Origin of the sequence: Aurantimonas manganoxydans SI85-9A1 (genome assembly GCF_000153465.1) — a bacterium.
In the GTDB taxonomy this organism is placed as follows: Bacteria; Pseudomonadota; Alphaproteobacteria; order Rhizobiales; family Rhizobiaceae; genus Aurantimonas; species Aurantimonas manganoxydans.
Window position 1 is genome coordinate 4,222,487 of the sequence record NZ_CH672387.1, and the last position, 22,838, is coordinate 4,245,324.

At 65.9% G+C, this 22,838-nt stretch carries 22 protein-coding genes, 2 tRNA genes and 2 rRNA genes (1 of these 26 cut by a window edge); 14 read left to right on the top strand and 12 right to left on the bottom strand.

Annotation, left to right across the window (positions count from 1 at the left end; genetic code table 11):
- The 5 genes from SI859A1_RS19755 to SI859A1_RS19775 all read left to right on the top strand — a co-directional run.
- Positions 1 to 2,784 (top strand): 23S ribosomal RNA (locus SI859A1_RS19755); it begins 38 nt to the left of the window's first position.
- A gap of 88 nt (positions 2,785 to 2,872) precedes the next feature.
- Positions 2,873 to 2,987, top strand: a 5S ribosomal RNA gene (rrf, locus tag SI859A1_RS19760).
- Between the two features lie 258 nt (positions 2,988 to 3,245).
- Positions 3,246 to 3,455: a YMGG-like glycine zipper-containing protein gene (locus tag SI859A1_RS21540; protein ID WP_040326072.1), complete on the top strand. Its 210-nt coding sequence runs from the start codon at positions 3,246 to 3,248 to the stop codon at positions 3,453 to 3,455.
- A 210-nt stretch (positions 3,456 to 3,665) separates the two neighbouring features.
- Positions 3,666 to 5,333, top strand: coding sequence for a long-chain-fatty-acid--CoA ligase (locus tag SI859A1_RS19770; protein ID WP_040326073.1), 1,668 nt, complete (start codon positions 3,666 to 3,668; stop codon positions 5,331 to 5,333).
- Between the two features lie 249 nt (positions 5,334 to 5,582).
- Positions 5,583 to 5,659 (top strand) — tRNA-Met (locus SI859A1_RS19775).
- A 181-nt stretch (positions 5,660 to 5,840) separates the two neighbouring features.
- On the opposite strand, the gene SI859A1_RS19780 is transcribed toward SI859A1_RS19775, so the two are convergent.
- Complete coding sequence (locus tag SI859A1_RS19780; RefSeq protein ID WP_040326074.1) at positions 5,841 to 6,671, bottom strand: helix-turn-helix domain-containing protein; 831 nt, start codon at positions 6,669 to 6,671, stop codon at positions 5,841 to 5,843.
- A 132-nt stretch (positions 6,672 to 6,803) separates the two neighbouring features.
- On the opposite strand from SI859A1_RS19780, the gene SI859A1_RS19785 reads away from it, so the two are divergent.
- On the top strand, positions 6,804 to 7,205 hold the full coding sequence (locus SI859A1_RS19785; protein ID WP_040326075.1) for a hypothetical protein: 402 nt from the start codon (positions 6,804 to 6,806) through the stop codon (positions 7,203 to 7,205).
- A gap of 20 nt (positions 7,206 to 7,225) precedes the next feature.
- Positions 7,226 to 7,567, top strand: coding sequence for a DUF1330 domain-containing protein (locus tag SI859A1_RS19790; protein ID WP_040326076.1), 342 nt, complete (start codon positions 7,226 to 7,228; stop codon positions 7,565 to 7,567).
- Positions 7,568 to 7,742: 175 nt separating this feature from the next.
- Here the strand turns inward: SI859A1_RS19790 and SI859A1_RS19795 are convergent, their stop codons facing one another.
- Together SI859A1_RS19795 and SI859A1_RS19800 are read right to left on the bottom strand one after the other, a co-directional pair.
- Entirely contained in the window at positions 7,743 to 8,117 is a 375-nt protein-coding gene (locus SI859A1_RS19795; protein WP_040326077.1) for a hypothetical protein, read from the bottom strand.
- 214 nt (positions 8,118 to 8,331) lie between these two features.
- Positions 8,332 to 8,406: transfer RNA gene (locus SI859A1_RS19800), tRNA-Gly, on the bottom strand.
- A gap of 452 nt (positions 8,407 to 8,858) precedes the next feature.
- On the opposite strand from SI859A1_RS19800, the gene SI859A1_RS19805 reads away from it, so the two are divergent.
- The 4 genes from SI859A1_RS19805 to SI859A1_RS19820 all read left to right on the top strand — a co-directional run bounded on the left by SI859A1_RS19805 (position 8,859) and on the right by SI859A1_RS19820 (position 11,567).
- Positions 8,859 to 9,377 (top strand): prolyl-tRNA synthetase associated domain-containing protein, encoded by a 519-nt coding sequence (locus SI859A1_RS19805; RefSeq protein WP_009211428.1) that lies wholly within the window; start codon positions 8,859 to 8,861, stop codon positions 9,375 to 9,377.
- Positions 9,374 to 10,438 (top strand): thioredoxin, encoded by a 1,065-nt coding sequence (gene trxA, locus SI859A1_RS19810; RefSeq protein WP_009211429.1) that lies wholly within the window; start codon positions 9,374 to 9,376, stop codon positions 10,436 to 10,438. Before SI859A1_RS19805 ends, trxA begins: the two co-directional genes overlap by 4 nt.
- Before the next feature lie 146 nt (positions 10,439 to 10,584).
- Positions 10,585 to 11,271, top strand: a complete 687-nt coding sequence (locus tag SI859A1_RS19815; protein ID WP_009211430.1) for an LON peptidase substrate-binding domain-containing protein — start codon at positions 10,585 to 10,587, stop codon at positions 11,269 to 11,271.
- Between the two features lie 95 nt (positions 11,272 to 11,366).
- The gene (locus SI859A1_RS19820) at positions 11,367 to 11,567 is read left to right on the top strand and encodes a Trm112 family protein (protein WP_024351947.1); all 201 of its coding nucleotides are present in this window, start codon (positions 11,367 to 11,369) and stop codon (positions 11,565 to 11,567) included.
- An 80-nt stretch (positions 11,568 to 11,647) separates the two neighbouring features.
- Here SI859A1_RS19820 and SI859A1_RS19825 read toward each other — a convergent pair whose 3' ends face one another.
- From SI859A1_RS19825 to SI859A1_RS19860, 9 genes are all read right to left on the bottom strand, one after another.
- Positions 11,648 to 11,959 carry a hypothetical protein gene (locus tag SI859A1_RS19825; protein WP_040326078.1) on the bottom strand — a complete coding sequence of 104 codons (312 nt, stop codon included), beginning with the start codon at positions 11,957 to 11,959 and terminating at the stop codon, positions 11,648 to 11,650.
- Positions 11,960 to 12,146: 187 nt separating this feature from the next.
- Entirely contained in the window at positions 12,147 to 12,311 is a 165-nt protein-coding gene (locus SI859A1_RS21700) for a hypothetical protein (RefSeq protein ID WP_154653377.1), read from the bottom strand.
- Positions 12,311 to 14,047: a sulfate adenylyltransferase subunit CysN gene (gene cysN, locus SI859A1_RS19830; protein WP_009211432.1), complete on the bottom strand. Its 1,737-nt coding sequence runs from the start codon at positions 14,045 to 14,047 to the stop codon at positions 12,311 to 12,313. Before cysN ends, SI859A1_RS21700 begins: the two co-directional genes overlap by 1 nt.
- A 1-nt stretch (position 14,048) precedes the next feature.
- Positions 14,049 to 14,951, bottom strand: coding sequence for a sulfate adenylyltransferase subunit CysD (gene cysD, locus SI859A1_RS19835; protein ID WP_009211433.1), 903 nt, complete (start codon positions 14,949 to 14,951; stop codon positions 14,049 to 14,051).
- A complete protein-coding gene (locus SI859A1_RS19840; protein WP_009211434.1) occupies positions 14,948 to 15,736 on the bottom strand; it encodes a phosphoadenylyl-sulfate reductase in 789 nt (262 codons plus the stop codon). The genes cysD and SI859A1_RS19840 overlap by 4 nt, the downstream gene beginning before the upstream one ends.
- Positions 15,737 to 15,740: 4 nt before the next feature.
- Positions 15,741 to 16,244 (bottom strand): DUF934 domain-containing protein, encoded by a 504-nt coding sequence (locus SI859A1_RS19845; protein ID WP_040326079.1) that lies wholly within the window; start codon positions 16,242 to 16,244, stop codon positions 15,741 to 15,743.
- Positions 16,241 to 17,929 carry a nitrite/sulfite reductase gene (locus tag SI859A1_RS19850; RefSeq protein WP_009211435.1) on the bottom strand — a complete coding sequence of 563 codons (1,689 nt, stop codon included), beginning with the start codon at positions 17,927 to 17,929 and terminating at the stop codon, positions 16,241 to 16,243. Before SI859A1_RS19850 ends, SI859A1_RS19845 begins: the two co-directional genes overlap by 4 nt.
- A 72-nt stretch (positions 17,930 to 18,001) precedes the next feature.
- Entirely contained in the window at positions 18,002 to 18,352 is a 351-nt protein-coding gene (locus SI859A1_RS19855) for a DUF2849 domain-containing protein (protein ID WP_050767639.1), read from the bottom strand.
- A 194-nt stretch (positions 18,353 to 18,546) separates the two neighbouring features.
- Positions 18,547 to 19,797, bottom strand: coding sequence for a ubiquinone biosynthesis hydroxylase (locus SI859A1_RS19860; protein ID WP_040326080.1), 1,251 nt, complete (start codon positions 19,795 to 19,797; stop codon positions 18,547 to 18,549).
- A gap of 140 nt (positions 19,798 to 19,937) precedes the next feature.
- Here SI859A1_RS19860 and tesB point away from each other — a divergent pair, with 140 nt between their 5' ends.
- From tesB to SI859A1_RS19875, 3 genes are all read left to right on the top strand, one after another.
- Positions 19,938 to 20,804 carry an acyl-CoA thioesterase II gene (gene tesB, locus SI859A1_RS19865; protein ID WP_009211437.1) on the top strand — a complete coding sequence of 289 codons (867 nt, stop codon included), beginning with the start codon at positions 19,938 to 19,940 and terminating at the stop codon, positions 20,802 to 20,804.
- A 239-nt stretch (positions 20,805 to 21,043) separates the two neighbouring features.
- Entirely contained in the window at positions 21,044 to 21,382 is a 339-nt protein-coding gene (locus SI859A1_RS19870) for a P-II family nitrogen regulator (protein ID WP_029703667.1), read from the top strand.
- Positions 21,383 to 21,399: 17 nt separating this feature from the next.
- Positions 21,400 to 22,770, top strand: coding sequence for an ammonium transporter AmtB (locus SI859A1_RS19875; protein WP_009211439.1), 1,371 nt, complete (start codon positions 21,400 to 21,402; stop codon positions 22,768 to 22,770).
- Positions 22,771 to 22,838 lie beyond the last annotated feature (68 nt).

Here is a 22,838-nt window from a genome sequence, read left to right on the forward strand (position 1 = left end):
ATGCACAGGCGATGAAGGACGTGATACGCTGCGATAAGCCATGGGGAGCTGCGAATAAGCTTTGATCCGTGGATTTCCGAATGGGGCAACCCACCTTTGACGCCTGTTAAGTTCAAGCGGTTGGCAAGACTTCGTGTTTTGCGAACCGTTTGGATTAACAGGTGTCTATAAAAGGTATCTAGCTCTGAATACATAGGGGTTAGAAGCGAACTCGGGGAACTGAAACATCTAAGTACCCGAAGGAAAGGACATCAACCGAGACTCCGTCAGTAGCGGCGAGCGAACGCGGACCAGGCCAGTGGCCATCGAGAGAAGAAGCGGAACAGGTTGGAAAGCCTGGCAAGAGTGGGTGATAGCCCCGTACGCATAATGTCTCCGATGGTCCTCGAGTAGGGCGGGACACGTGAAATCCTGTCTGAAATTAGGGGGACCACCCTCTAAGCCTAAGTACTCGTGCATGACCGATAGCGAACCAGTACCGTGAGGGAAAGGTGAAAAGCACCCCGACAAGGGGAGTGAAATAGTACCTGAAACCGAATGCCTACAAACAGATGGAGCTCAAGGTTCGTCCTGGGTGACATCGTACCTTTTGTATAATGGGTCAGCGACTTAGTCTGGCGAGCAAGCTTAAGCCGATAGGTGGAGGCGTAGCGAAAGCGAGTCTGAACAGGGCGTTCAGTTCGTCGGATTAGACCCGAAACCGAGTGATCTAGCCATGAGCAGGTTGAAGGTGCGGTAACACGCACTGAAGGACCGAACCCATATCTGTTGCAATAGATCGGGATGACTTGTGGCTAGGGGTGAAAGGCCAATCAAACTCGGAAATAGCTGGTTCTCCGCGAAATCTATTTAGGTAGAGCGTCGGATGAACACTCCAGGGGGTAGAGCACTGAATGGGCTAGGGGGTCTCACCGACTTACCAAACCTAATCAAACTCCGAATACCTGGAAGTGCTATCCGGCAGACACACGGCGGGTGCTAACGTCCGTCGTGGAGAGGGAAACAACCCTGACCACCATCTAAGGTCCCCAAGTTATGGCTAAGTGGGAAAGGATGTGAAGATTCCAAAACAACCAGGATGTTGGCTTAGAAGCAGCCATCATTTAAAGAAAGCGTAACAGCTCACTGGTCTAATCAAGAGTCTTTGCGCCGAAAATGTACCGGGGCTCAAGCCATACACCGAAGCTGTGGGCTCGTCTTTGACGAGCGGTAGCGGAGCGTTCCGTAGGCCTGTGAAGGCGGACCCGTGAGGGCTGCTGGAGGTATCGGAAGTGCGAATGCTGACATGAGTAACGATAAAGGGAGTGAGAGACTCCCTCGCCGAAAGTCCAAGGGTTCCTGCTTAAAGTTAATCTGAGCAGGGTTAGCCGGCCCCTAAGGCGAGGCCGAAAGGCGTAGTCGATGGGAACCACGTTAATAATCGTGGGCCTGGTGGAGAGTGACGGATCTCGTGTATCGTACGGTCTTATTGGATTGATCGTGCGGTGAAGAGGTTCCAGGAAATAGCCCCACCGTATAGACCGTACCCGAAACCGACACAGGTGGACTGGTAGAGTATACCAAGGCGCTTGAGAGAACTATGTTGAAGGAACTCGGCAAATTGCACGCGTAACTTCGGAAGAAGCGTGACCCCCATTTACGCAAGTGGGTGGGGGTGGCACAGACCAGGGGGTAGCGACTGTTTATCAAAAACACAGGGCTCTGCGAAGTCGCAAGACGACGTATAGGGTCTGACGCCTGCCCGGTGCTGGAAGGTTAAGAGGAGGGGTGCAAGCTCTGAATCGAAGCCCCAGTAAACGGCGGCCGTAACTATAACGGTCCTAAGGTAGCGAAATTCCTTGTCGGGTAAGTTCCGACCTGCACGAATGGCGTAACGACTTCCCCGCTGTCTCCAACATAGACTCAGTGAAATTGAATTCCCCGTGAAGATGCGGGGTTCCTGCGGTCAGACGGAAAGACCCCGTGCACCTTTACTATAGCTTTACACTGGCATTCGTGTCGGCATGTGTAGGATAGGTGGTAGGCTTTGAAGCGTGGGCGCCAGCTCGCGTGGAGCCATCCTTGAAATACCACCCTTATCGTCATGGATGTCTAACCGCGGTCCGTTATCCGGATCCGGGACAGTGTATGGTGGGTAGTTTGACTGGGGCGGTCGCCTCCTAAAGAGTAACGGAGGCGCGCGATGGTGGGCTCAGACCGGTCGGAAATCGGTCGTCGAGTGCAATGGCATAAGCCCGCCTGACTGCGAGACAGACAAGTCGAGCAGAGACGAAAGTCGGTCATAGTGATCCGGTGGTCCCGCGTGGAAGGGCCATCGCTCAACGGATAAAAGGTACGCCGGGGATAACAGGCTGATGACCCCCAAGAGTCCATATCGACGGGGTTGTTTGGCACCTCGATGTCGGCTCATCGCATCCTGGGGCTGGAGCAGGTCCCAAGGGTTTGGCTGTTCGCCAATTAAAGCGGTACGTGAGCTGGGTTCAGAACGTCGTGAGACAGTTCGGTCCCTATCTGCCGTGGGTGCAGGAGAATTGACAGGATCTGACCCTAGTACGAGAGGACCGGGTTGGACGTACCTCTGGTGGACCTGTTGTGGCGCCAGCCGCAGTGCAGGGTAGCTATGTACGGTCGGGATAACCGCTGAAGGCATCTAAGCGGGAAACCCACCTGAAAACGAGTTCTCCCTATCAGAGCCGTGGTAGACCACCACGTTGATAGGCCGGGTGTGGACGTGCGGCAACGCATGAAGCTTACCGGTACTAATCGCTCGATCGGCTTGATCATTCTCATTCGTCAATGCCCACCCCCAAAAGGGTGCGCAACACAAACACAATGCCCTCTCAAGACCAGCTTCCAACTTGCCATTTGCCGACCTGGTGGTTCTAGCGGGGCGGCCGCACCCGATCCCATTCCGAACTCGGCCGTGAAACGCCCCAGCGCCCATGATACTTCGTCTCAAGACGCGGGAAAGTCGGTCGCCGCCAGGTCTGCAAATCGCAAGTTGCTACAAGAGACCCTTCTTCACACCGCACCACACAAAGCCCCTCGCGCCCCCCAGCCGAGGGGCTTTTTGCGTTCGGGGGCGCGGAGTAAGGGTCGCAATATGCTGCGACCCTGACAGATCCGTGATTCGTCGGCAGCACCAAAAGCCGTGCCACGTTCTTGCCGCATCATTCTGTCGGCTTAGTTCTTTCGGGATACCGCATTCGCGACGAATGGCGGGCCTTCGCAGGGAGAATTGCGGCATGAACACCAAGCTCTACACCGTCACCGTCGTCATGGCCGTGATGCTCGCGGCAGCCGGCTGCAGCCGGACCCAGAAGACCATCGGCGGCGCGGCGGTCGGCGGCGTCGGCGGCGCCGTCATCGGCAATGCGGTGGGCGGAACCGGCGGTGCGGTCATCGGCGGCATCGGCGGAGCGGTCGCCGGCGGCGCGGTCGGCCGGAACCTCTAGTCGGGTTACCCCGACCGTCCAGAGCGATCCGGCCCCCTTGCCGGCCGGGTCGCCATCGGTGCGCGGCCGCCTCCGGTTGGCGACTGCGATCGCCGGGCATTTCCGCCTTCGGAGAAAGGCCGCCGAATTTCCGTTGACGTAAACGGTAGAGCGTTCCGTTTCTCCCCAGTCTGCGCTATCGGTATGGGCGGACAACGGGAGGTGTCGAGAATGCAGAAACCCTGGTTGCAGATCTATCCGGAGGGCGTTCCGGCCGAGCTGCCGGATTTCCCCTATCATTCCCTCGGCGAACTGCTGAGCGAAGCGTTCATCCAGCACAAGGATCAGCCGGCGTTCCACTTCATGGGCGCCACCATGCGGTTCAAGGAGCTGGACGAGCAGTCACGCCATTTCGCCGCCTTCCTGCAGTCGCTAGGACTGCAGAAGGGTGACCGGGTCGCGCTGATGATGCCGAACCTGTTCCAGTATCCGGTGGCGGTTGCGGGCGTCCTGCGGGCCGGGCTGATCGTGGTCAACACCAACCCGCTCTACACGCCCCGGGAGCTGTCGCATCAGCTGCGCGATTCCGGCGCCAAGGCGATCGTCATTCTCGAGAACATGGCCTCGACCCTCGAGGCCTGCCGGGCCGAAACGCCGGTCGAGCATGTCATCGTGACGCCGATGGGCGACATGCTGCCGACATTGAAGCGGCACCTGGTCAATTTCGTCGTGCGCAAGGTCCGCAAGATGGTGCCGGCCTACAAGCTGGACGGCGCCATCGCCTTTCGCGACGCCATGGCGCGGGGCAGGGCGGCAAGCTTCACCGCGGTCGCCTCGGAGCGCGACGAGCCGGCGGTGCTGCAGTATACCGGCGGCACGACGGGCGTTTCCAAGGGCGCGACGCTGACCCACGGCAACATCATCGCCAATGTCCTGCAGTCGGAAGCCTGGCACGCGCCGGCGCTGAAGAACATGCCGGCGAACGAGCAGATCACGACGGTCTGTGCGCTGCCGCTCTACCATATCTTCGGTTTCACCGTGAACATGATGCTGTCGATGCGCACCGGCGGCTGCAACATCCTGATTCCCAATCCGCGCGACATTCCCGCGACGCTGAAGGAGCTGAAAAAGTATCGCTTCCACTCCTTCCCGGCGGTCAACACGCTGTTCGGCGCCCTGGCGCGGCATCCCGACGCCAAGAGTGTCGACTGGTCGCATCTGCGCCTGTCGGTGGGCGGCGGCATGGCCGTCCAGGCGGCGACGGCGGAGCTGTGGCGCAGGCAGACCGGATGTTCGATCTGCGAGGGCTACGGCCTGTCGGAAACCGCGCCGTCGGCCTGCTGCAATCCGACCGATTCCACCGAATACAGCGGCACGATCGGCGTTCCGATTCCCTCGACCGAGTTGAAGATCCTCGACGAGGAGGGCGGCGAGGTGCCGATGGGCGAACGCGGTGAGATCGCCATTCGCGGTCCGCAGGTCATGGTCGGCTATTGGAACCGTCCCGATGAGACCGCGAGGGTGATGACCGCCGACGGCTTCTTCCGCACCGGCGATATCGGCGTGATGGACGAGACGGGCCGCTTCAGGATCGTCGATCGCAAGAAGGACATGATCAACGTCTCCGGCTTCAACGTCTATCCGAACGAGATCGAGGAGATCGTCACGCGGATGCCCGGCGTCGTGGAAGCGGCGGCGATCGCGATCCCGGACGAGAATTCCGGCGAGGCGGTGAAGCTGTTCGTCGTAGCGAGCGATCCGGAGCTGACGGCGGACAAGGTCAAAGCGTTCTGCCGGGACAATCTGACCGGCTACAAGCGGCCGCGCGAGGTCGAGTTCCGCGACGAGCTGCCCAAGAGCGGCGTCGGCAAGGTGCTGCGGCGCGAATTGCGCAACTGAGCCGCCGCGACTGAACCATCGGCGGCAGCGGCGGCGGTGACTTCGGCCCGAGGGCAGGTGGCGACGCTTCTCAAGCGACGCCACCTCTGCTAGCCTTTCGGGCCTGACAGGAGGGATCGGCCCGCGAGCGTCGCGTGAGCCGGAGAGGTTTCGTTTTCTCGAAATTCCACGAGATTTCCTCTTCACATTCATCCGCCTGTCGCATATATGGAGGTCACCGGCGACGCGGAACGCGCCGCACGGCAATGGCGCGGGGTGGAGCAGCCCGGTAGCTCGTCAGGCTCATAACCTGAAGGTCACAGGTTCAAATCCTGTCCCCGCAACCAAGTTTCAAACACTCCCGCGAGCCTCGGCTCCGGGAGTGTTTGTCGTTTGAGGCCTGCTTTGGCCCGCTACCCCGTCGTTCCTGGCCCCTTGATCCGTAGGCGATCGTCCGACGTGCCCTGAACCGGCCTCGCTCGCCCGGTCCGCCTTGCAGTCCCCGCCGTGACCACCCCACAGACCAATCTATTCCCGCGGCCCGGATGGGGCGTCCTCGACGCTGCCGGCGAGTGTCGCCATGGCGTCGGCCGTCTGCCCGTTCGCTGGGAAGAAGCTTTCGATGGCGATTCCGGCCAGGGTGACGTCGGTGGCCGTGCCGAACACCGTGGTAGTGCTCAGGAATGTCAGCGGCCCGTGCGGGCTGGTAATGATCAGCGGCACGGCCACCACCGTTTCGGGCGGTTCCGGGTTCGGTGACATGTCGACCGCAATAGGCGCCGGATAGGAGTCGAGCTCCTTCAGGAGGGCGGCCAGTGCCGGGTCGGCCGACAGGGCGACGTCGCGGGCGAGCCGCCGCAGAAGATGCCTGCGCCATTCGGCGAAATTCACGATCCGCGGGGCGAGCCCCTCCGGATGCAGGCCGAGGCGCAGGACATTGACCTCGCCGACGAGGAGGTGCTCCGCGACCCCGGCCGTCAGGACCTCGATCGCAGCATTGGCTGAGAGCAGCGTCCAGTGACGGTCTACGGCCAGGGCCGGATGGGGCGCGTGGCCGGCCAGGATCCGGTCGATAATTTCTCTGGCGGCGGTCAGTTCGGCGTCCGCCAGATCGTGCTGCGGGAAGATCGGCGCAAAGCCGGCCGCAAGGAGAAGGGCGTTGCGCGCCTCCAGCGGCATGTCGAGATGGTCCGCAAGGCGCAGGAGCATCGCACGGCTCGGCGCCGACCGACCCGATTCCAGAAAGCTGAGATGGCGTTGGGAAATGCCGGCGTCGAGGGCGAGGGCCAACTGGCTGAAGCGCCGCTGCTGGCGCCATTGGCGCAGGAGATCTCCAGCGGATTGTCGTGCGCGTGTCATGGCCGTGTCTCCATCGCCCCGGCTGTCCTCCGCAATGACCTCGGACGTAATCGACAGAGGTCCCTTGCGCGATGAGGATCGCCGGCAGCCGCCCGGCGGATCGGGCCGCATCGCTCAGGAAAGGCTGAACCGATGGAACGCAACCCGCGCATTCCCACCCTCCGCACCCTGCTGACCCTCGATGCGGTCACCTGCACCCTGATGGGCGGTCTCCTCCTGGCCGCCTCCGGCCCGCTCGCCGGCATGACGCAGATTCCCGCCGGCTTTCTTTCGGGCGCCGGCATGCTCCTTCTCCCGGTCGCCGCCTTCATGGTCGCCGTCGCCCGGCTTCGACCGATACCGGGCTGGGCGGCTCGCATGGTCGTTCTCGGCAATGCCCCGTGGGTCGTCGCGAGCGTGGCCCTGCCGGCAAGCGGCGTTCTCGCGCCCAATCTCCCTGGCTGGGTCTGTCTCCTCGCCCAGGCCGTCGTCGTGGCTCTGCTCGCCGTTCTCGAGTTCGAGGCGGCGCAGCGGTTCGGCCGGGCACTGGCGTGAAAACGAACAGGGAGGCCGTCATGCCCGCCTACGCCATCGCCCATCTGCGCAATGTCACGCTGAACCAGGGGATTGTCGACTATCTTGAGCGGATCGACGCCACGCTGGTGCCGTTTGGAGGCCGGTTCCTCATCCATGGTGGCGCGAAGGAGCTTTGCGAGGGAGAGGTGACGGACGACATCGTCATCCTCGCCTTTCCGGGCATGGGCCTGGCGCGAGCTTGGTACAATTCGCCGGACTATCAGGCCATCAGGCCCCTGCGGATGCGGGGCGCGGAGGGCGAGATCTTCCTGATCGAAGGTGTCGGCGACGATCACCGGGCGACCGACATCCTGCCCGCAGAGAAGGCCGACAGGGTCTGACCCGTTCGTGCGGCTGGCGGTCGTCGCCATGGCTTGCCGACCGGGGGGAGTTGCCGGGAACGCCCTTCCGGCCCGCTCGGCGCGATCATGTTCGGAGTGTCGGCTTGATCCAAAAGGCCACCCGGCGGGGTGGGCGGAGCATCACCCCGCCGCTTCGCCGGGCGACAACGTCGGTCTAGCAATTGGCAGCGATGCCGTCGGCGTCCTCGGCGGCACGCGCCGTCCGGCAGGCGGCGCTGCGGGTGGCGTTGTTCAGCCCCTCCCTCGCGTCGTCGAGAGCCTTGCTGCCGGCCTCGCGGGCCTGGTCTATCGCCGGTCCGGCGGCCTCGGACAGGTCTTCCAGCGCCGAGCGGGCCGCTTCGCCGGTCTGACGCCCGGCCTCGCCGATTGCCTCCATGGCTTCGCCGGTCTCGCGTTCGGTCGTCGACGGCGCGGGAGCCGGCTCGCTGGTGGTGGACACGGCTGGATCGGCGGCGTCGGTTTCGGTTTCGTCGCTGCAGGCCGACAGGGCCAGAAGGGCCGTCAGGGCGATGGGAACGAGCTTGTTCATGATGGAAACTCCTTTGCCCTGCCATCTAGGCGGCCGGTGCAGGAGGTCACGGGGCGTTGCGGAGAATGCGGCCGGCGCTCGTGCGGCCGGAGAAATGCCGCTTCGCGGCGGGTAGGTTCGCACGACACGCCGAAACAGACGCGGTCACGCGCGAACGAAGCCGGCCAGAACCGTATCGCGATCAACGCAGTCAGAAATGTCGAGATGGGAAAATTGGAGCGGGCGATGGGATTCGAACCCACGACCCCAACCTTGGCAAGGTTGTGCTCTACCCCTGAGCTACGCCCGCCCGCTCCGTGCGGCGCCTGAGCGCCGCGGACGAGCGGTGTATGCCCCAATCGCCGGTGGATTGCAACAGCGAAATGACGGGAATCGAACGGGATTTTCGTGGCGTGCCGCGCGGGCCGGAACGCGCGAGATTCCGGGTGTTTGGTAAGGGATCCGGCGGGGTGCCGAAGCCAGGGGGTGCGAGCGCGCGGCGGTCGGGAAGGGTCGTGAGGTACGACGGGCGCTGCAGGAGGGCGGAAAGGGCCGCGGCCGGACCGAGCTCGGAAGCAGGACGGAGACGACGATCCTCTTCAGGGATCTTTCGGACTGGACCCGAGGTGAGCCGCTCATGCGATGTCGTGCATCCGGTGCTGTGGTGATGTCCGACGGCGTAGCGGTTAGCGCCAGGTCTTCGCAAGCGGGCGCAGGTGCGGTAACGCGGCGCTGTGCGCCAATCGCAAGGGGAGACGCCTGATGAAGGACCGCGACGCTCTGATGGCCTATCTCGACGGGCTCGGCATCGCCACCACGACCGTGGCACATCCGCCGCTGCACACGGTGGAGGAGAGCCAGGCGCTGCGCGGCACGATCGCCGGCGGGCATACCAAGAACCTGTTCCTGAAGGACAAGAAGGGGACGATCTTCCTGGTCGTCGCCGAAGAGAGCCGGACGGTCGATCTGAAAAGCCTGCACAAGCGCATCGGCGCGTCGGGGCGGCTGTCCTTTGCCAGCGCGGAGCAGATGCGCGCGCTGCTTGGCGTCGAGCCGGGATCGGTGACCGCCTTCGGCGTCGTCAACGATCGCGACGGCACGGTCCGCCTCGTGCTTGATGAAGGCCTTCTGATGCACGATATGGTGAACTGCCATCCCATGACCAACGAAGCGACGACGACGATCGCGACGGCGGACCTGATGGCGTTCTTCCAATCAACGGGGCACGAGCCGCTTGTCATCGGGCTCGAGGCGCCGGCCGGCGACGGACAGGCAGAATGAGCGACAATCCCTACGCCCCCTACGGCGGCAATTCCTATGGCGGCTACGGCCAGCAGTCGACCACGCCGGCGGTGCCGTCCGCCGCCGCGCCGCGCCAGCTAGCGGCCCCGGCGGCACCCGCCGCTCCAACGACCACGCTGCAGGGTTTCGGCGACGCCTCCGCCCCGGCGGCGGCCGACCTCGTCAAGGACACGACGACGGCGCAGTTCCCGGCCGACGTCATCCAGGAATCGCGCAACCAGCCGGTGCTCGTCGATTTCTGGGCGCCCTGGTGCGGTCCCTGCAAGCAGCTGACGCCAATCCTGGAGCGCGCCGTCGCAGCCGCCGGCGGCAAGGTGAAGCTGGTCAAGATGAATATCGACGACCATCCGTCGATCGCCGGCCAGCTCGGCGTGCAGTCGATCCCGGCGGTGTTCGCCTTTGTCGGCGGGCAGCCGGTGGATGGCTTCATGGGCGCGCTGCCCGAGAGCGAGATCAAGGCCTTCATCGAGCGCGTCACCAAGGGCCAGGGCGGCGGCGGCAACGATCCGGTGGCCCAGGCGATGGAGCAGGCGAACCAGCTTCTGGCCGATGGCGACGCGGGCGGTGCGGCGCAGATCTTCGGCGCCGTCCTGCAGCACGAGCCGGGCCATGCCGGCGCCACGGGCGGCCTGGCCGAATGCTATCTGGCGACCGGCGACGCGGCCCGCGCCAAGGCGCTGATCGACCAGTACGACGCCGCCGGCGAGGGGACGACCGAGGACCCGGCCGTGGAAGCGGTGCGCACCAAGCTGAAACTCGCCGAGGAGATCGCCCAGCTCGGCGATCCGGTGCTGCTGCAGCAGCGCATCGAGAGCGATCCGGACGACCACCGGGCGCGCTACGACCTGGCGCTGATCGCCCAGGCCAAGGGCGACCGCCAGACGGCGGCGGGGCACCTTCTGGAGATCATCCGCCGCGATCGCAGCTTCGACGACGATGCGGCCCGCACCAAGCTCCTGGAGTTCTTCCAGGCCTGGGGGCCGACCGATTCGGCGACCAAGGACGCGCGGCGGCGCCTGTCGGGCCTCCTGTTCTCCTGACATCCTGCCCCGGACCGCGCCAGAAAGCGCGGTCCGGTCCGGCTTTGCGGGGTGAGGCAGGGCGCGCCGTGCCTGCCGCCTTCTGCCGCATCCCTTGAGATCGCCGGCGACCGATCCAACTTCGGTGTCTGACACGGAGACATCGTTTGGTTCACGCTGGCAATATCAACTACCGGACCGCTTCGGACCTGCCGGACACGGTCCCGGTGTTCCCGCTCTCGGGAGCCCTGCTCCTGCCGGGCGGTCAACTGCCGCTCAACATCTTCGAGCCGCGCTATCTGGAGATGATCGACGACGCCATGGCGGGCGCGCGCATCATCGGCATGATCCAGCCCAGCCTCGGCGGCGGCGCGCGTCCCGACGGCGAACCCGAACTCTGCCAGGTCGGCTGTTTCGGCCGGATCACCTCGCTGACCGAATCGGGCGACGGCCGCTACATCCTCAATCTGCATGGCGTGGTGCGCTTCCGGACCCTGGAAGAGCTGGACACGCGCGCGCCCTATCGATGCTTCCGGGTCAAGCCGTTCCTCGGTGATCTCGATTTCGGCAAGGGCGCGGAAGAGGTGAACCGCGACGCGCTCCTGAAGGCGTTCCGGCAGTACCTTGACGCCAACCAGCTCGAGGCCGACTGGGAAAGCGTCACCCGGGCGTCGAACGAGACGCTGGTCAATGCGCTCTGCATGATGTCGCCCTATGGTGCGGCCGAGAAGCAGGCGCTGCTGGAAGCGCCGGATCTGAAGACGCGGGCCGAGACGCTGATCGCGATCACCGAGATTTCGCTGGCCCGCGATGGTGACGGCGGCGACGGTTCGCCGCCGCACACGCTGCAATAGGCGGGTCATGCCCGGCGGACGGCGATTGCAGCCGGTTGGCCGGCGGGCGATAAGATGCGCAACCGCCGCCGCAACGCCGCGCTGAAGGACACGCCATGACCGAGACGAGCCCCCGGCACCAGGCCGGCCAGCCGGACCCCAAGCTGCTCGAGCTGCTGGTCTGCCCGCTGACCAAGACGACGCTCAGCTACGACCGGGAGCGCAACGAGCTGGTGTCGGAGGCGGCGCGGCTCGCATATCCGATCCGCGACGGCATCCCGATCATGCTGCCGTCCGAGGCGCGCACCCTCGACTGAGCCGCGTTGATCTTTGACGACATGAAAAAGGGCCGGTCGCTGATGCGCCGGCCCTTCGTGCATTGTCTGGATATGCGCGCTTACTGCTGCTTGGTCTCGGGCGCCGGCGTGGCCTCTTGGGCCTGCGTCAGCACATCGTTCTGCGCCATGACGAGGGCGCGGATGCAGCCTTCCTCGTCCTTGGAGGTCTGGGCGGCGCGCGCCGTCTCGACGTGATCCTCGGCCGTCTCGGTCTTCAGGCCGGCCTGGTCGGCCTGGCCGATCAGCGATTCGATCTGGGGCAGGGCCTCGGCGCAGGTCGGGGTCTTCTGCGGCGCGGTCTGGGCTTCCTGGGCGAAGGCGCCGCCGGCGCCGAATGCGAGAACCGTGGCGGCGAGAAGGGTGGTCTTCATGAGGTCACTCCGTCGATGCGGATCGAAGGCTCCGATCCGTCCATGGCCAGAACCTCGGCGCGGTGGATGGCGGAGACGTGACTGCGAGGTGCTCATTCAGGGACGATTTTCGGGCAGGGGCCATGCTGCGGCCATCTCCCCGCCGTGCCGGTTAACGGCCTGGGCGGGGAGGATCGCGCTCATCCGGTCAGCCGAGCCAGTCCAGCACGAAGGCGGCGCAGACCGCGATCGAGGCGACCAGCAGCATCAGCTCGATCAGCGGCAGCCGACGCCGCACCCGCCGCGAGCGGCGAATGTCGTCGCTCGGGTTGCCGCGATCGTCCGTGCAGGGTCCGATCGTGCCTGCCGCCATCAAATGCCGGCTCCGTCGCCCACCGTGGTCGGGTCGGCGCCGTTCTTTCCGGGCAGATCACCGCCGCCGGTCAGGAGCGCCAGGAACGGCCGCAGCACGAAGTCGATCGCCGCCAGGAGAATGGCCAAACCGATTCCCAGCCCGAACAGCAGCGCGAGGATGCCGATCACCACCGCACCGGCCGCCCGGTAGCGGATCAGCCTGCCATGGCCCTTGCGATGCTCGCCCTCGGCGGCGCCGAACCACATGGCCTGCGCCCGGGCGAAGGCTGAGAGCGGCGCCTCGGTCGGAACGGCCTGGGTGACCTCGTCCGAAGCGGAGACCGTGCGCACGATGCCGAGCGCCATGGTCTCGTTGGTCAACGAATCGATCAGGATGAAGGAGCCGAGCTCGCGGTTTTCCTCGTAGGTCGTCGCCATCACCGGCCGGTCGAAGCCGAGGGTGATCTGGCCGATCTCGTTCATCAGGAGAACATTGGCCGCACCGGATTCGAAGGTGTGGATGTCGATGGCGTTGTCGAGGCTGCGCACCGAGGCGGGCGTCGTCGAGGTGGCGAGGCGCGCCACGTAGCGGCCGCCCGAAATCAGGGGCCGGTCGGCCATCCAGAGGATGTCGGCGGTCACGGTCTTCTGGGCCGCGATCGTGTCGGAGGGCCCGACGAGGACATCGCCGCGCGAGACATCCACTTCGCCGGCAAGGGTCAGGGTGACGGCCTCGCCGGCTTCGGCGCTGGCGACTTCGCCGTCGGGACCCCAGACCGCCTTGACGGTGGTGGTGCGGCGGCCGGGCATGACGGCGATCGCGTCGCCGGGGGCGACACGCCCGCCGACGATGGTGCCGGCAAAGCCGCGGAAGTCGAGATTTGGACGGTTGACCCATTGCACCGGCAGGCGGAAGGGCGCCGCGCCGGCGTCGAAGGTCTCCGGCGTTGCCGTTTCCAGGCGCTGCAGCAGCGTCTGGCCGTCATACCAGGGCATGTTCGGCGACGGGGCGGCGATGTTGTCGCCATTCTTGGCCGACAGCGGCACATAGGAGACGTCGGCGAAGCCGAGCTGCGGCAGGATCGCCTCGTAGTCGCGCCGGATCGCCTCGTAGCGTTCCTGGCTGAAATCGACGAGGTCCATCTTGTTGATGGCGATCACGACGCTCTTGATGCCGACGAGCGAGGTGATGAAGGAGTGCCGCCGCGTCTGCGGCAGGATGCCCTTGCGCGCATCGACGAGGATGACGGCGAGCTCGGCCTGCGAGGCGCCGGTCGCCATGTTGCGGGTGTACTGCTCGTGGCCCGGCGTGTCGGCGATGATGAAGGCGCGGTTGCCGGTCGAGAAATAGCGATAGGCGACATCGATGGTGATGCCCTGCTCGCGCTCGGCCGAGAGGCCGTCAACCAGCAGCGCGAAGTCGAGATCCTCGCCGGTCGTGCCGAACTTGCGGGAATCGCGCTTCAGCGTGTCCATCTGGTCGTCGAAGACCGCATTGGTCTCGAAGAGCAGGCGGCCGATCAGGGTCGACTTGCCGTCGTCCACCGAGCCGCAGGTGATGAAGCGCAGGAGGGATTCGGCCGGCGCCAGCACGGGCTGCATGGCGGCCTGGGGATCGACCACGGCCACGTCGCCATCGTCGGACGCGGGGCCCGCGAAGCGTTCGTCCTCGGCGATCACGGCGGGATTCGCATGGCCGGTGAGGGCGGTGTCGACCGCATCCTCGCGGGGGCGTTTCTGCACGGCGATGGTCATGTCAGAAATAGCCTTCCTGCTTCTTCTCTTCCATCGAGGCGCCGGAATCCTGGTCGATGACCCGGCCCTGGCGCTCGGAGGTGCGGGAGCCCCGCATTTCTAAGATGACGTCCTTGAGATCGGCCGCTTCGGATTCCACCGCGCCGGTCAGCGGGTAGCAGCCAAGGGTGCGGAAGCGGACCATCATGTTCTCGACGGTCTCGCCCGGGCGCAGTTCCATGCGCTCGTCGTCACGCATGATCAGCGCGCCGTCGCGGCGCACGATCGGCCGGGTCTTGGCGAAATAGAGTGGCACCACCGGGATGTTCTCCAGGGCGATGTAGTCCCACACATCCTGCTCGGTCCAGTTGGACAGCGGGAAGACGCGGAAGCTCTCGCCCTTCTTCTTGCGGGTGTTGAACAGCCGCCAGGGCTCCGGCCGCTGGTTCTTGGCGTCCCAGCGATGCTCGGCCGAACGCAGCGAGAAGATGCGCTCCTTGGCGCGGGACTTCTCCTCGTCGCGGCGCGCGCCGCCGAAGGCCGCATCGAACTGGTACTTGTCGAGGGCCTGCTTCAGCGCCTGGGTCTTCATCACCTCGGTGTGCACGCGGCTGCCCGAGGCGAACGGGCTGATGCCGTCGCGCACGCCGTCCTGATTGGTGTGGACGATGAGGTCGAGGCCCAGCTCGCGCGCCCGGCGGTCGCGGAACTCGATCATCTCGCGAAACTTCCAGGTCGTGTCGACATGAAGCAGCGGGAAGGGCGGCTTGCCGGGGGCGAAGGCCTTCATGGCGAGATGCAGCATGACGGCCGAATCCTTGCCGATCGAATACATCATCACCGGGTTGTCGGCGGTCGCCGCAACCTCGCGAATGATGAAGATCGACTCGGCCTCGAGCCGCTGCAGATGGGTCATGTGCTTCATTGCGGGAGCCTTTCGAAGGCCGCGTCCCCTTCGGCGGGACGGTTGTTGTCGGCGCGCATGGGCCGGCCGTCGTCATCGACATGCAGGCCGCATTCGCGCTTGGTCTCTTCTTCCCACCACCAGCGGCCGGCCCGCTCGGGCTCGCCCGGCCGGATGGCGCGGGTGCAGGGCGCGCAGCCGATCGACAGGAAGTTCTGCGCGTGCAGCGCGTTCACCGGCACGCCCCCGGCGGCGGTGAAGGAGGCGATGCGCTCGCGCGTCCAGTCGAAGATCGGGTTCGCCTTGATCAGCCCGCGGGCGCCGTCGAAGGCGACGTAATCCATGTCGGAGCGGTTGGCCGACTGGTCGCGGCGCAGGCCGGTGATCCAGCCCGCCGCCCCGGCCAGCGCCCGGCCGAGCGGCTCCACCTTGCGCACGCCGCAGCAATTCTTGCGAAATTCCGGCGCGTAGTAGAAGCCGTCGATGCCCTGATCGTTGACCAGTTCCTCCAGCGCCTCGGCCTGCGGATACATCGCGCGGATGCGACGGCCGTATTTCTCCTCGGTCTCGCGCCACAGCGCGTAGGTCTCGGGAAACAGCCGGCCGGTGTCCAGCGTCTTCACCTGGATCGGCAGATCGTTCGAGAAGATCAGATGGGTGATCATCTGGTCCTCGATGCCGAGACTGGTGGTGAAGACGACGGGGCCGTCGACGCGCGCGACCATCGCCTGCAGGCGTTCGAGCGGCGTCAGGCCCGCGAATTCACCGTTCAGTGTCGCGGCCAGATCGGGCAGGGTTGCGGTCATCGTTTCAAGCCTCGCGGGCGGCCAGCCGTTTTCTCAGAATGCTGCGGTCGTCGCCGTAGCCGTTCTGGTAGTGGCGGCTCATGGTGTCCTTGGCCTCCATCCACTGCTGGACGGGCTGGCGGTTGGCCATGGTCTCGGGCAGCTCCACCTCGTCGAAGCCGCAGGCCAGCGCATCGGCGAACTGGTCGGCGATGAGCGGGCCCGACGCGCGCAGCGTGCCCGCGAAGCCGGCCCGGCGCAGACGCTTGGCCAGCGAGAAGCCACGGCCGTCGGAAAAAGCCGGGAACTCCACCACGACCAGATCGACGTCCGCCAGCAACGGCGCGATGTCGTCCACCGCGGCGTTGTTGGGCACCGACAGGCCGAAGCGGCGGCCGGCGAGCCGGTCCTTCGCCGCCTCGGCCAGGGCCAGCGGCACGATCAGCGCCCCGTCCGTGCCGAGGGCCTCGATGCTGTCGACGCGCCGATAAGTGTCCGAGGTCTCGCCGGTCTCGCGGATCAGGGTCATTCGGCTGCCTCCGTCGCGGCCTGGCGGGAAGCGATATAGGCGGTGAAGCCGGCCTTGAACGGCTCCAGCCCGGCGCGGCGCACGGTCTGGATGAACTCCTCACCCTCCCGGCGCTCGCCGAGATAGACCTCGACGATGCTCTCGATCGCGCCCGGCACGTCCTCGGCGTCGATGCCGGGGCCGAGGCGCTCGCCCAGGGCGGCGTTTTCCGTGGCGTCGCCGCCGACGGTGATCTGGTAGTTCTCCTTGCCGGCCTTTTCGAGGCCGAGAATGCCGATGGCACCGACATGGTGGTGGCCGCAGGCATTGATGCAGCCGGAGATCTTGATCGGCAGCGGGCCGATGTTGCGCTGGCGGTCCTCGTCCTGGAACGTCCGGGCGATCTCCTGGGCGATCGGGATCGATTTCGCCGTGGCCAGCGCGCAATAGTCGAGGCCGGGGCAGGCGATGATGTCGGTGACGAGGCCGGCATTGGCCGTCGCCAGTCCCGCCGCCTTCAGCGCCGCATAGACCGCCGGCACGTCGTCCTTCTTCACATAGGGAAGGACGAGGTTCTGCGAATGGGTGACGCGCAGCTCGGACAGGGAATGGCGCTCGGCGATGTCGGCGAAGACGCGCATCTGCTTGGCGGACATGTCGCCCGGCACCTCGCCGATGGCCTTCAGCGAGATGGTCAGGGCGATATAACCCGGCTGCTTGTGGGCAAAACCGTTCTGCGTGACGAAATGGTCGAGGCCCGGATCGGCGCGGCGCGCGGCCTCCAGCGTCTCGGAGGTGTCGGGCAGGGTCTCGTAGGCCGGCGGCGCGAAATAGGCGGCGATGCGCGCCACCTCGTCCTCGGGCGCATTGATCGTCGGGCCGTCGAGCTGGGCGTATTCGGCCTCGACCCGGCGGCGGAATTCCTCCTCGCCGGTCTCGTGGACGAGGATCTTCACCCGTGCCTTGAACTTGTTGTCGCGCCGGCCCTCGGAATTGTAGACCCGCATGATCGCCTCGAGATAGGCAAGCAGCTCGTCGCGCGGAATGAAGTCGCGAACGATCTTGCCGATCATCGGCGTGCGGCCGAGACCGCCGCCCACAACGACCTCGTAGCCGGGCTCGCCGTCCGGGCCGCGCTTCATCTTCAGCCCGACATCGTGGACCATGATCGCGGCGCGGTCATGCTCGGCGCCGGTGACGGCGATCTTGAACTTGCGCGGCAGCCAGGTGAATTCGGGATGCAGGCTCGACCACTGGCGGATCAGCTCGGCGGTCGGGCGCGGATCCTCCACCTCGTCGGCGGCGACACCGGCGAACTGGTCGGCGGTGACGTTGCGGATGCAGTTGCCGGAGGTCTGGATGCAGTGCATCTCGACATCGGCGAGCATGTCGAGGATCGCCGGCACGTCTTTCAGCTTCGGCCAGTTGAACTGCAGGTTCTGGCGCGTGGTGAAGTGGCCGTAGCCCTTGTCGTAGGTCTCGGCGATGTTGGCGAGCTGGCGCAGCTGCCTGGAGCTCAGCGTGCCGTAGGGCACGGCGATGCGCAGCATGTAGGCGTGGAGCTGGAGATAGAGTCCGTTCTTCAGCCGCAGCGGCTTGAACTCGTCTTCCGAGAGCGAGCCGTCCAGCCGCCGGGCCACCTGACCACGGAACTGGGCCACGCGTTCGCGCACGAACTCCTCGTCGAACTCGTCATAGCGATACATGCTGTGTCCTCTTCAAGCTCGTCTCGGCGCCGGTCCGGCCGGCTGCCATCCCCTGTCGCGCCGATGCGCGGCTCAGGCGGGCGTCTCGTATTCGGCCTGCTTGCCCATGTCCGGATGGATCGACGGGCCCTTCTGGCGCATGGCGTCGCGGAAATGCCGGGCGACCGGCAGGCCGGACCCCCCGATGTCGACGGGAACGAGATAGGGATCGACCACCATGTTGGCGGCGAGCGCCGCCTTGCCCTCGGCTTCCATCGCGTCGGCCGTCTCGGCATCATAGGCGACGCGGGCCTTGGAGGGGTCGAGCGTCCAGCCGCTCTCCGCCAGGAAGACGACGTCACCTTCCAGAAGGTGATTGGCCATCACGATCGCCGGCAGCTTGTCGCCCCTGACCTTCGATCCGGCGCGGTGATCCTTCGCCATGTCGGTTGCTCCCTGCCATCGGCCGCACAAGGCCACGTCGCGTTGACCCTACATAGGCGTATTCGATCCGGGGATCGGCGGCGGGCATTGCCGAGCAGCGGCAAGGCGGGAAAGAATTTGCTGCCGGGGGCGTGCGGGGCGATAGAATCGTTCCAGGCGCCCCGAAACAGCTCTGCTTTGCCGTCGCGGGGCCCTCAGATGGCCTCGCCCTGGAGGAGACGCGGCGAGGCGCCGGAATGCAGGCCGGCGGCCTGGCCGATGAAGAAATCCTTCAGCCGCGGGGTGCGGTCGACCAGCGACAGGCCGAAACTGCGGGCCGCGCGCAGGATGCCGTTGTCGTTGGAGAACAGCCGGTTCAGGACGTCGGTGGTGATGCCCATCTGCACCGTGTCGAAGCGCCGCCAGCGCTGGTAGGTCTGCAAGGTGTCGAGGGCGCCGATGTCGAGCCCGAGGCGGGCGGCCTCGACGACGGTCTCGGCCAGCGCCGCGGCGTCCTTGAAGCCGAGATTGAGGCCCTGCCCGGCGATCGGGTGGATGCCGTGGGCCGCATCACCGGCCAGCGCGATGCGCGGGCGCACGAAGTCGCGGGCCAGCGTCAGGCCGAGCGGGAAGGCGCGGCGGCCTCCCTCGACGGTCAGCGCGCCCAGCTTGTGACCGAAGCGCTGCTCCAGCTCCAGCTCGAACATCATGTCGTCGGAGGCGACGAGGCGGTCCGCCTCGCGGGTCGGCTCGGTCCAGACCAGCGACGAACGATTGCCCTTCAGAGGCAGGATGGCGAAGGGGCCGGAGGGGAGGAAATGCTCCTCGGCGCGGCCGTGATGGGGCCGCTCGTGGGCGACGGTCGCGACGATGCCGGACTGGCCGTAGTCCCAGTGAACCGTGCCGATGCCGGCCATGTCGCGGATCGCCGAGCGCACGCCGTCGCAGGCGACGAGAAGTCGCGCCTCGATGGCGCCGCCGGAGGCGAGTTTGACGCGGATCGAGGCCGGCTTCTGGTCGATGCCGGACACCGCGGTGGCCGCGCGGATCTGGATGCCGAGGGCGTCGGCACGTTTGCGCAGGGCGCCGTTGAGGGCAACATTGGGCAGCATGTGGGCGAAGGGCTCGCCGGGCCGCGCCTCGCCGCCGAAGGTCAGGAAGACCGGCCGCACCGGATCGGAGGTGCGGGAATCGGTGACGATCATCTCGGTGATCGGCTGGGCCTCGTCGGCGACCTCCTGCCAGATGCCGAGCTGCTCCAGCATGCGGATGGCGGCGGCGGCCACGGCCGAAGCGCGGCCGTCGCGCTGCCAGACGCCCTCGGGCGCGGCGTCGACGAGGACGATCTTCAGCGAGGGCGCGGCATCCGCGATCGCCACCGCCGTCGTCAGGCCGACATAGCCGGCGCCGGCGACCACGATGTCGGCGTGCTCGGGCGTGGAATCGGCAAGGGTGTCGTCGGACATGCAAGGCTCCTGATATCGCGCACGCGCGAGGGCGGCGGGGCAGATTCGGTCCGAAACCGGTTGACCATCTGGCGGTTTGTGGTGCAACGCCGGGTCAGGCGAACGGCGGCGATCTGTCCGCGTACCGGAGTGAATCTAGGATGACAGAGGCCGTTGAAAAGCTCCTCGAGACCCTCGACCTGGAGCGGATCGAGGAGAATCTCTTCCGTGGCACCAGTCCGGACCAGAGCTGGCAGCGGGTCTTCGGCGGCCAGGTGATCGCCCAGGCGCTGGTCGCCGCGCAGCGCACCGTGCCAGCCGACCGCTTCTGTCATTCACTGCACTCCTACTTCATGCGACCCGGCGACCCCGCCACCCCGATCATCTACGACGTCGACCGGATCCGCGACGGCGGCTCCTTCACCACCCGCCGGGTCGTCGCCATCCAGCACGGCCACGCGATCTTCTCGCTGTCGGCCTCGTTCCAGAAGGACGAGGAGGGGCTGGACCACCAGGCGACGATGCCGGACGTGCCGGGGCCGGACGAGGTGCCGCATGGCGAGGATCTGAACGAGACGATCCTGAAGCGGGCGCCCGAAGCGGTGCGGCGCTACTGGGAGCGGCCGCGGCCGATCGAGTTCCGGCCGATCTCCTTCGACCATTATCTGACGACGGACAAGCTGGAGCCGGTACAGCGGGTCTGGGTGCGCTGCCCGGGCGAGATCGGCGACGACCGGGCGCTGAACGCGGCGGTGCTGGCCTATCTGTCGGACATGACGCTGCTCGACACCTCGCTCTTCGCCCATGGCCTGTCGGTGTTCGACAAGCGCATCCAAGCCGCCAGCCTCGACCACGCCATGTGGTTCCACCGGCCGGTGCGGGTCTCCGACTGGCTGCTCTATGCCCAGGACAGCCCGTCCTCGTCCGGCGCCCGCGGGCTGACCCGCGGCTCGCTCTATTCCGCCGACGGCATTCTGACCGCGTCGGTCGCGCAGGAAGGGCTGATCCGGCCGCGCCGGGGCGCCTAGAAAACCACCACGACCACCCGGCCTGCATATAAAATGTGCAGATCGGGCTGAAGCCGCGTGCCTCAAAAAGTGGCGCCCGGGGGCCCCGGCCAGAAAAATCGCGTGATTGGCGGTTGTTCGACCCGTTTGGCACGGACCTTGTTTTCCTTTGAGTCAGTCAACCGTCGGGCGCATGACGCTCCCGGCATTCGCTGGCTCAACTCGGCGGTGCTCCCAGCCGCCCAAGGTTCGAGGTGAACATGAAAATCGTGATGGCGATCATCAAGCCATTCAAGCTGGACGAGGTGCGCGAAGCACTGACCGGCATAGGCGTCCAGGGGCTGACGGTCACCGAGGTCAAGGGCTACGGGCGCCAGAAGGGCCACACCGAAATCTACCGCGGCACCGAATATGCGGTGAGCTTCCTGCCCAAGCTGAAAATCGAGGTCGCGGTCGCGGTGGATCTGGTCGACCGGACGGTGGAGGCGATCCAGACCGCCGCCAAGACCGGCCAGATCGGCGACGGCAAGATCTTCGTCTTCGGCATCGACCAGGCGGTCCGCATCCGGACCGGCGAAGTCGACGTCAACGCACTGTGAGAGGAAGCGACCGGACCATGAAGTTCACGAAACTCCTATTCGTCGCCGGCACGCTGACCGGCCTGGCGGCCACCGCCGCCTTCGCCCAGGACGCCGCGCCAGCGGCAGCGGAAGCCGCGGGCCAGGGCTCCGACGCCGCCGCTGCCGCCGTCGCCTACGCTACCGAGCCGAATGTCGCCTACATCTTCAACACCCTGCTGTTCCTCGTGGGCGGCTTCCTGGTGATGTGGATGGCGGCGGGCTTCGCCATGCTCGAGGCCGGCCTTGTGCGTTCCAAGAACGTCTCGATGCAGTGCCTGAAGAACATCGCGCTCTACTCCATCGCCGGCATCATGTACTGGATCGTCGGCTACAACCTCATGTATACGGGCGTCGATGGCGGCTATTTCGGCTCCTTCGGCACCTACAGCTTCGACGCGGTGGGCGGCAACAACCTCGCCACCGGCTATTCGACGGCCTCCGACTGGTTCTTCCAGATGGTCTTCGTGGCCACCGCCGCCTCGATCGTCTCGGGCACGCTGGCCGAGCGCATCAAGCTTTGGCCGTTCCTTGCCTTCACGGTCATCCTGACCGGCTTCATCTACCCGATCGCCGGTTCCTGGCAGTGGGGCGCCGGCTGGCTGTCGGTGATGGGCTTCTCCGACTTCGCCGGTTCCACCCTCGTCCATTCGGTCGGTGGCTGGGCCGCGCTGGCGGGCGCGCTGCTCCTGGGTGCACGCAAGGGCCGCTTCGCCGCCGACGGTCGTGGTGTCGCGATGCCGGGTTCCTCCATCCCGCTCGCCACGCTGGGCACGTTCATCCTGTGGCTCGGCTGGTTCGGCTTCAACGGTGCCTCGCAGCTGGCCATGGGCACGATCAGTGACGTGTCGGACGTGTCGCGGATCTTTGCCAACACCAACCTGGCCGCAGCCGGCGGCGTCGTCGCCTCGATGATCCTGCTGCAGGTCATCTACAAGCGGGTCGACGTCACCATGGTGCTGAACGGTGCCCTGGCGGGCCTCGTGTCGATCACGGCGGAGCCGCTGCAGCCCTCGCCCCTGTCGGCGATCCTGATCGGTGCCGTCGGTGGCGTGATCGTGGTCTTCGCCGTGCCGCTGCTCGACAAGCTGAAGATCGACGACGTGGTCGGTGCGATCCCTGTCCATCTCCTCGCCGGTATCTGGGGCACCATGGCCGTGCCGCTGACCAATGCGGAGACGAGCTTTGGCGTGCAGCTGATCGGCGTCCTCGCCTACGGTGTCTTCACCTTCGTCGTCAGCCTGGTCGTCTGGGCGATCCTGAAGGCGGTGATGGGCATCCGGGTCAGCGAGGAGGAAGAGGCCCTCGGCCTCGATCGAACCGAGGTGGGCGTGGAAGCCTATCCGGAGTTCTCGGTCGGCCGCGCCTGATCCGAACCTGGCGAACGAAGCGAGAAGGGGGCCCCTGCGGCCCCCTTTTCACGTTGGGGGCAGAGATG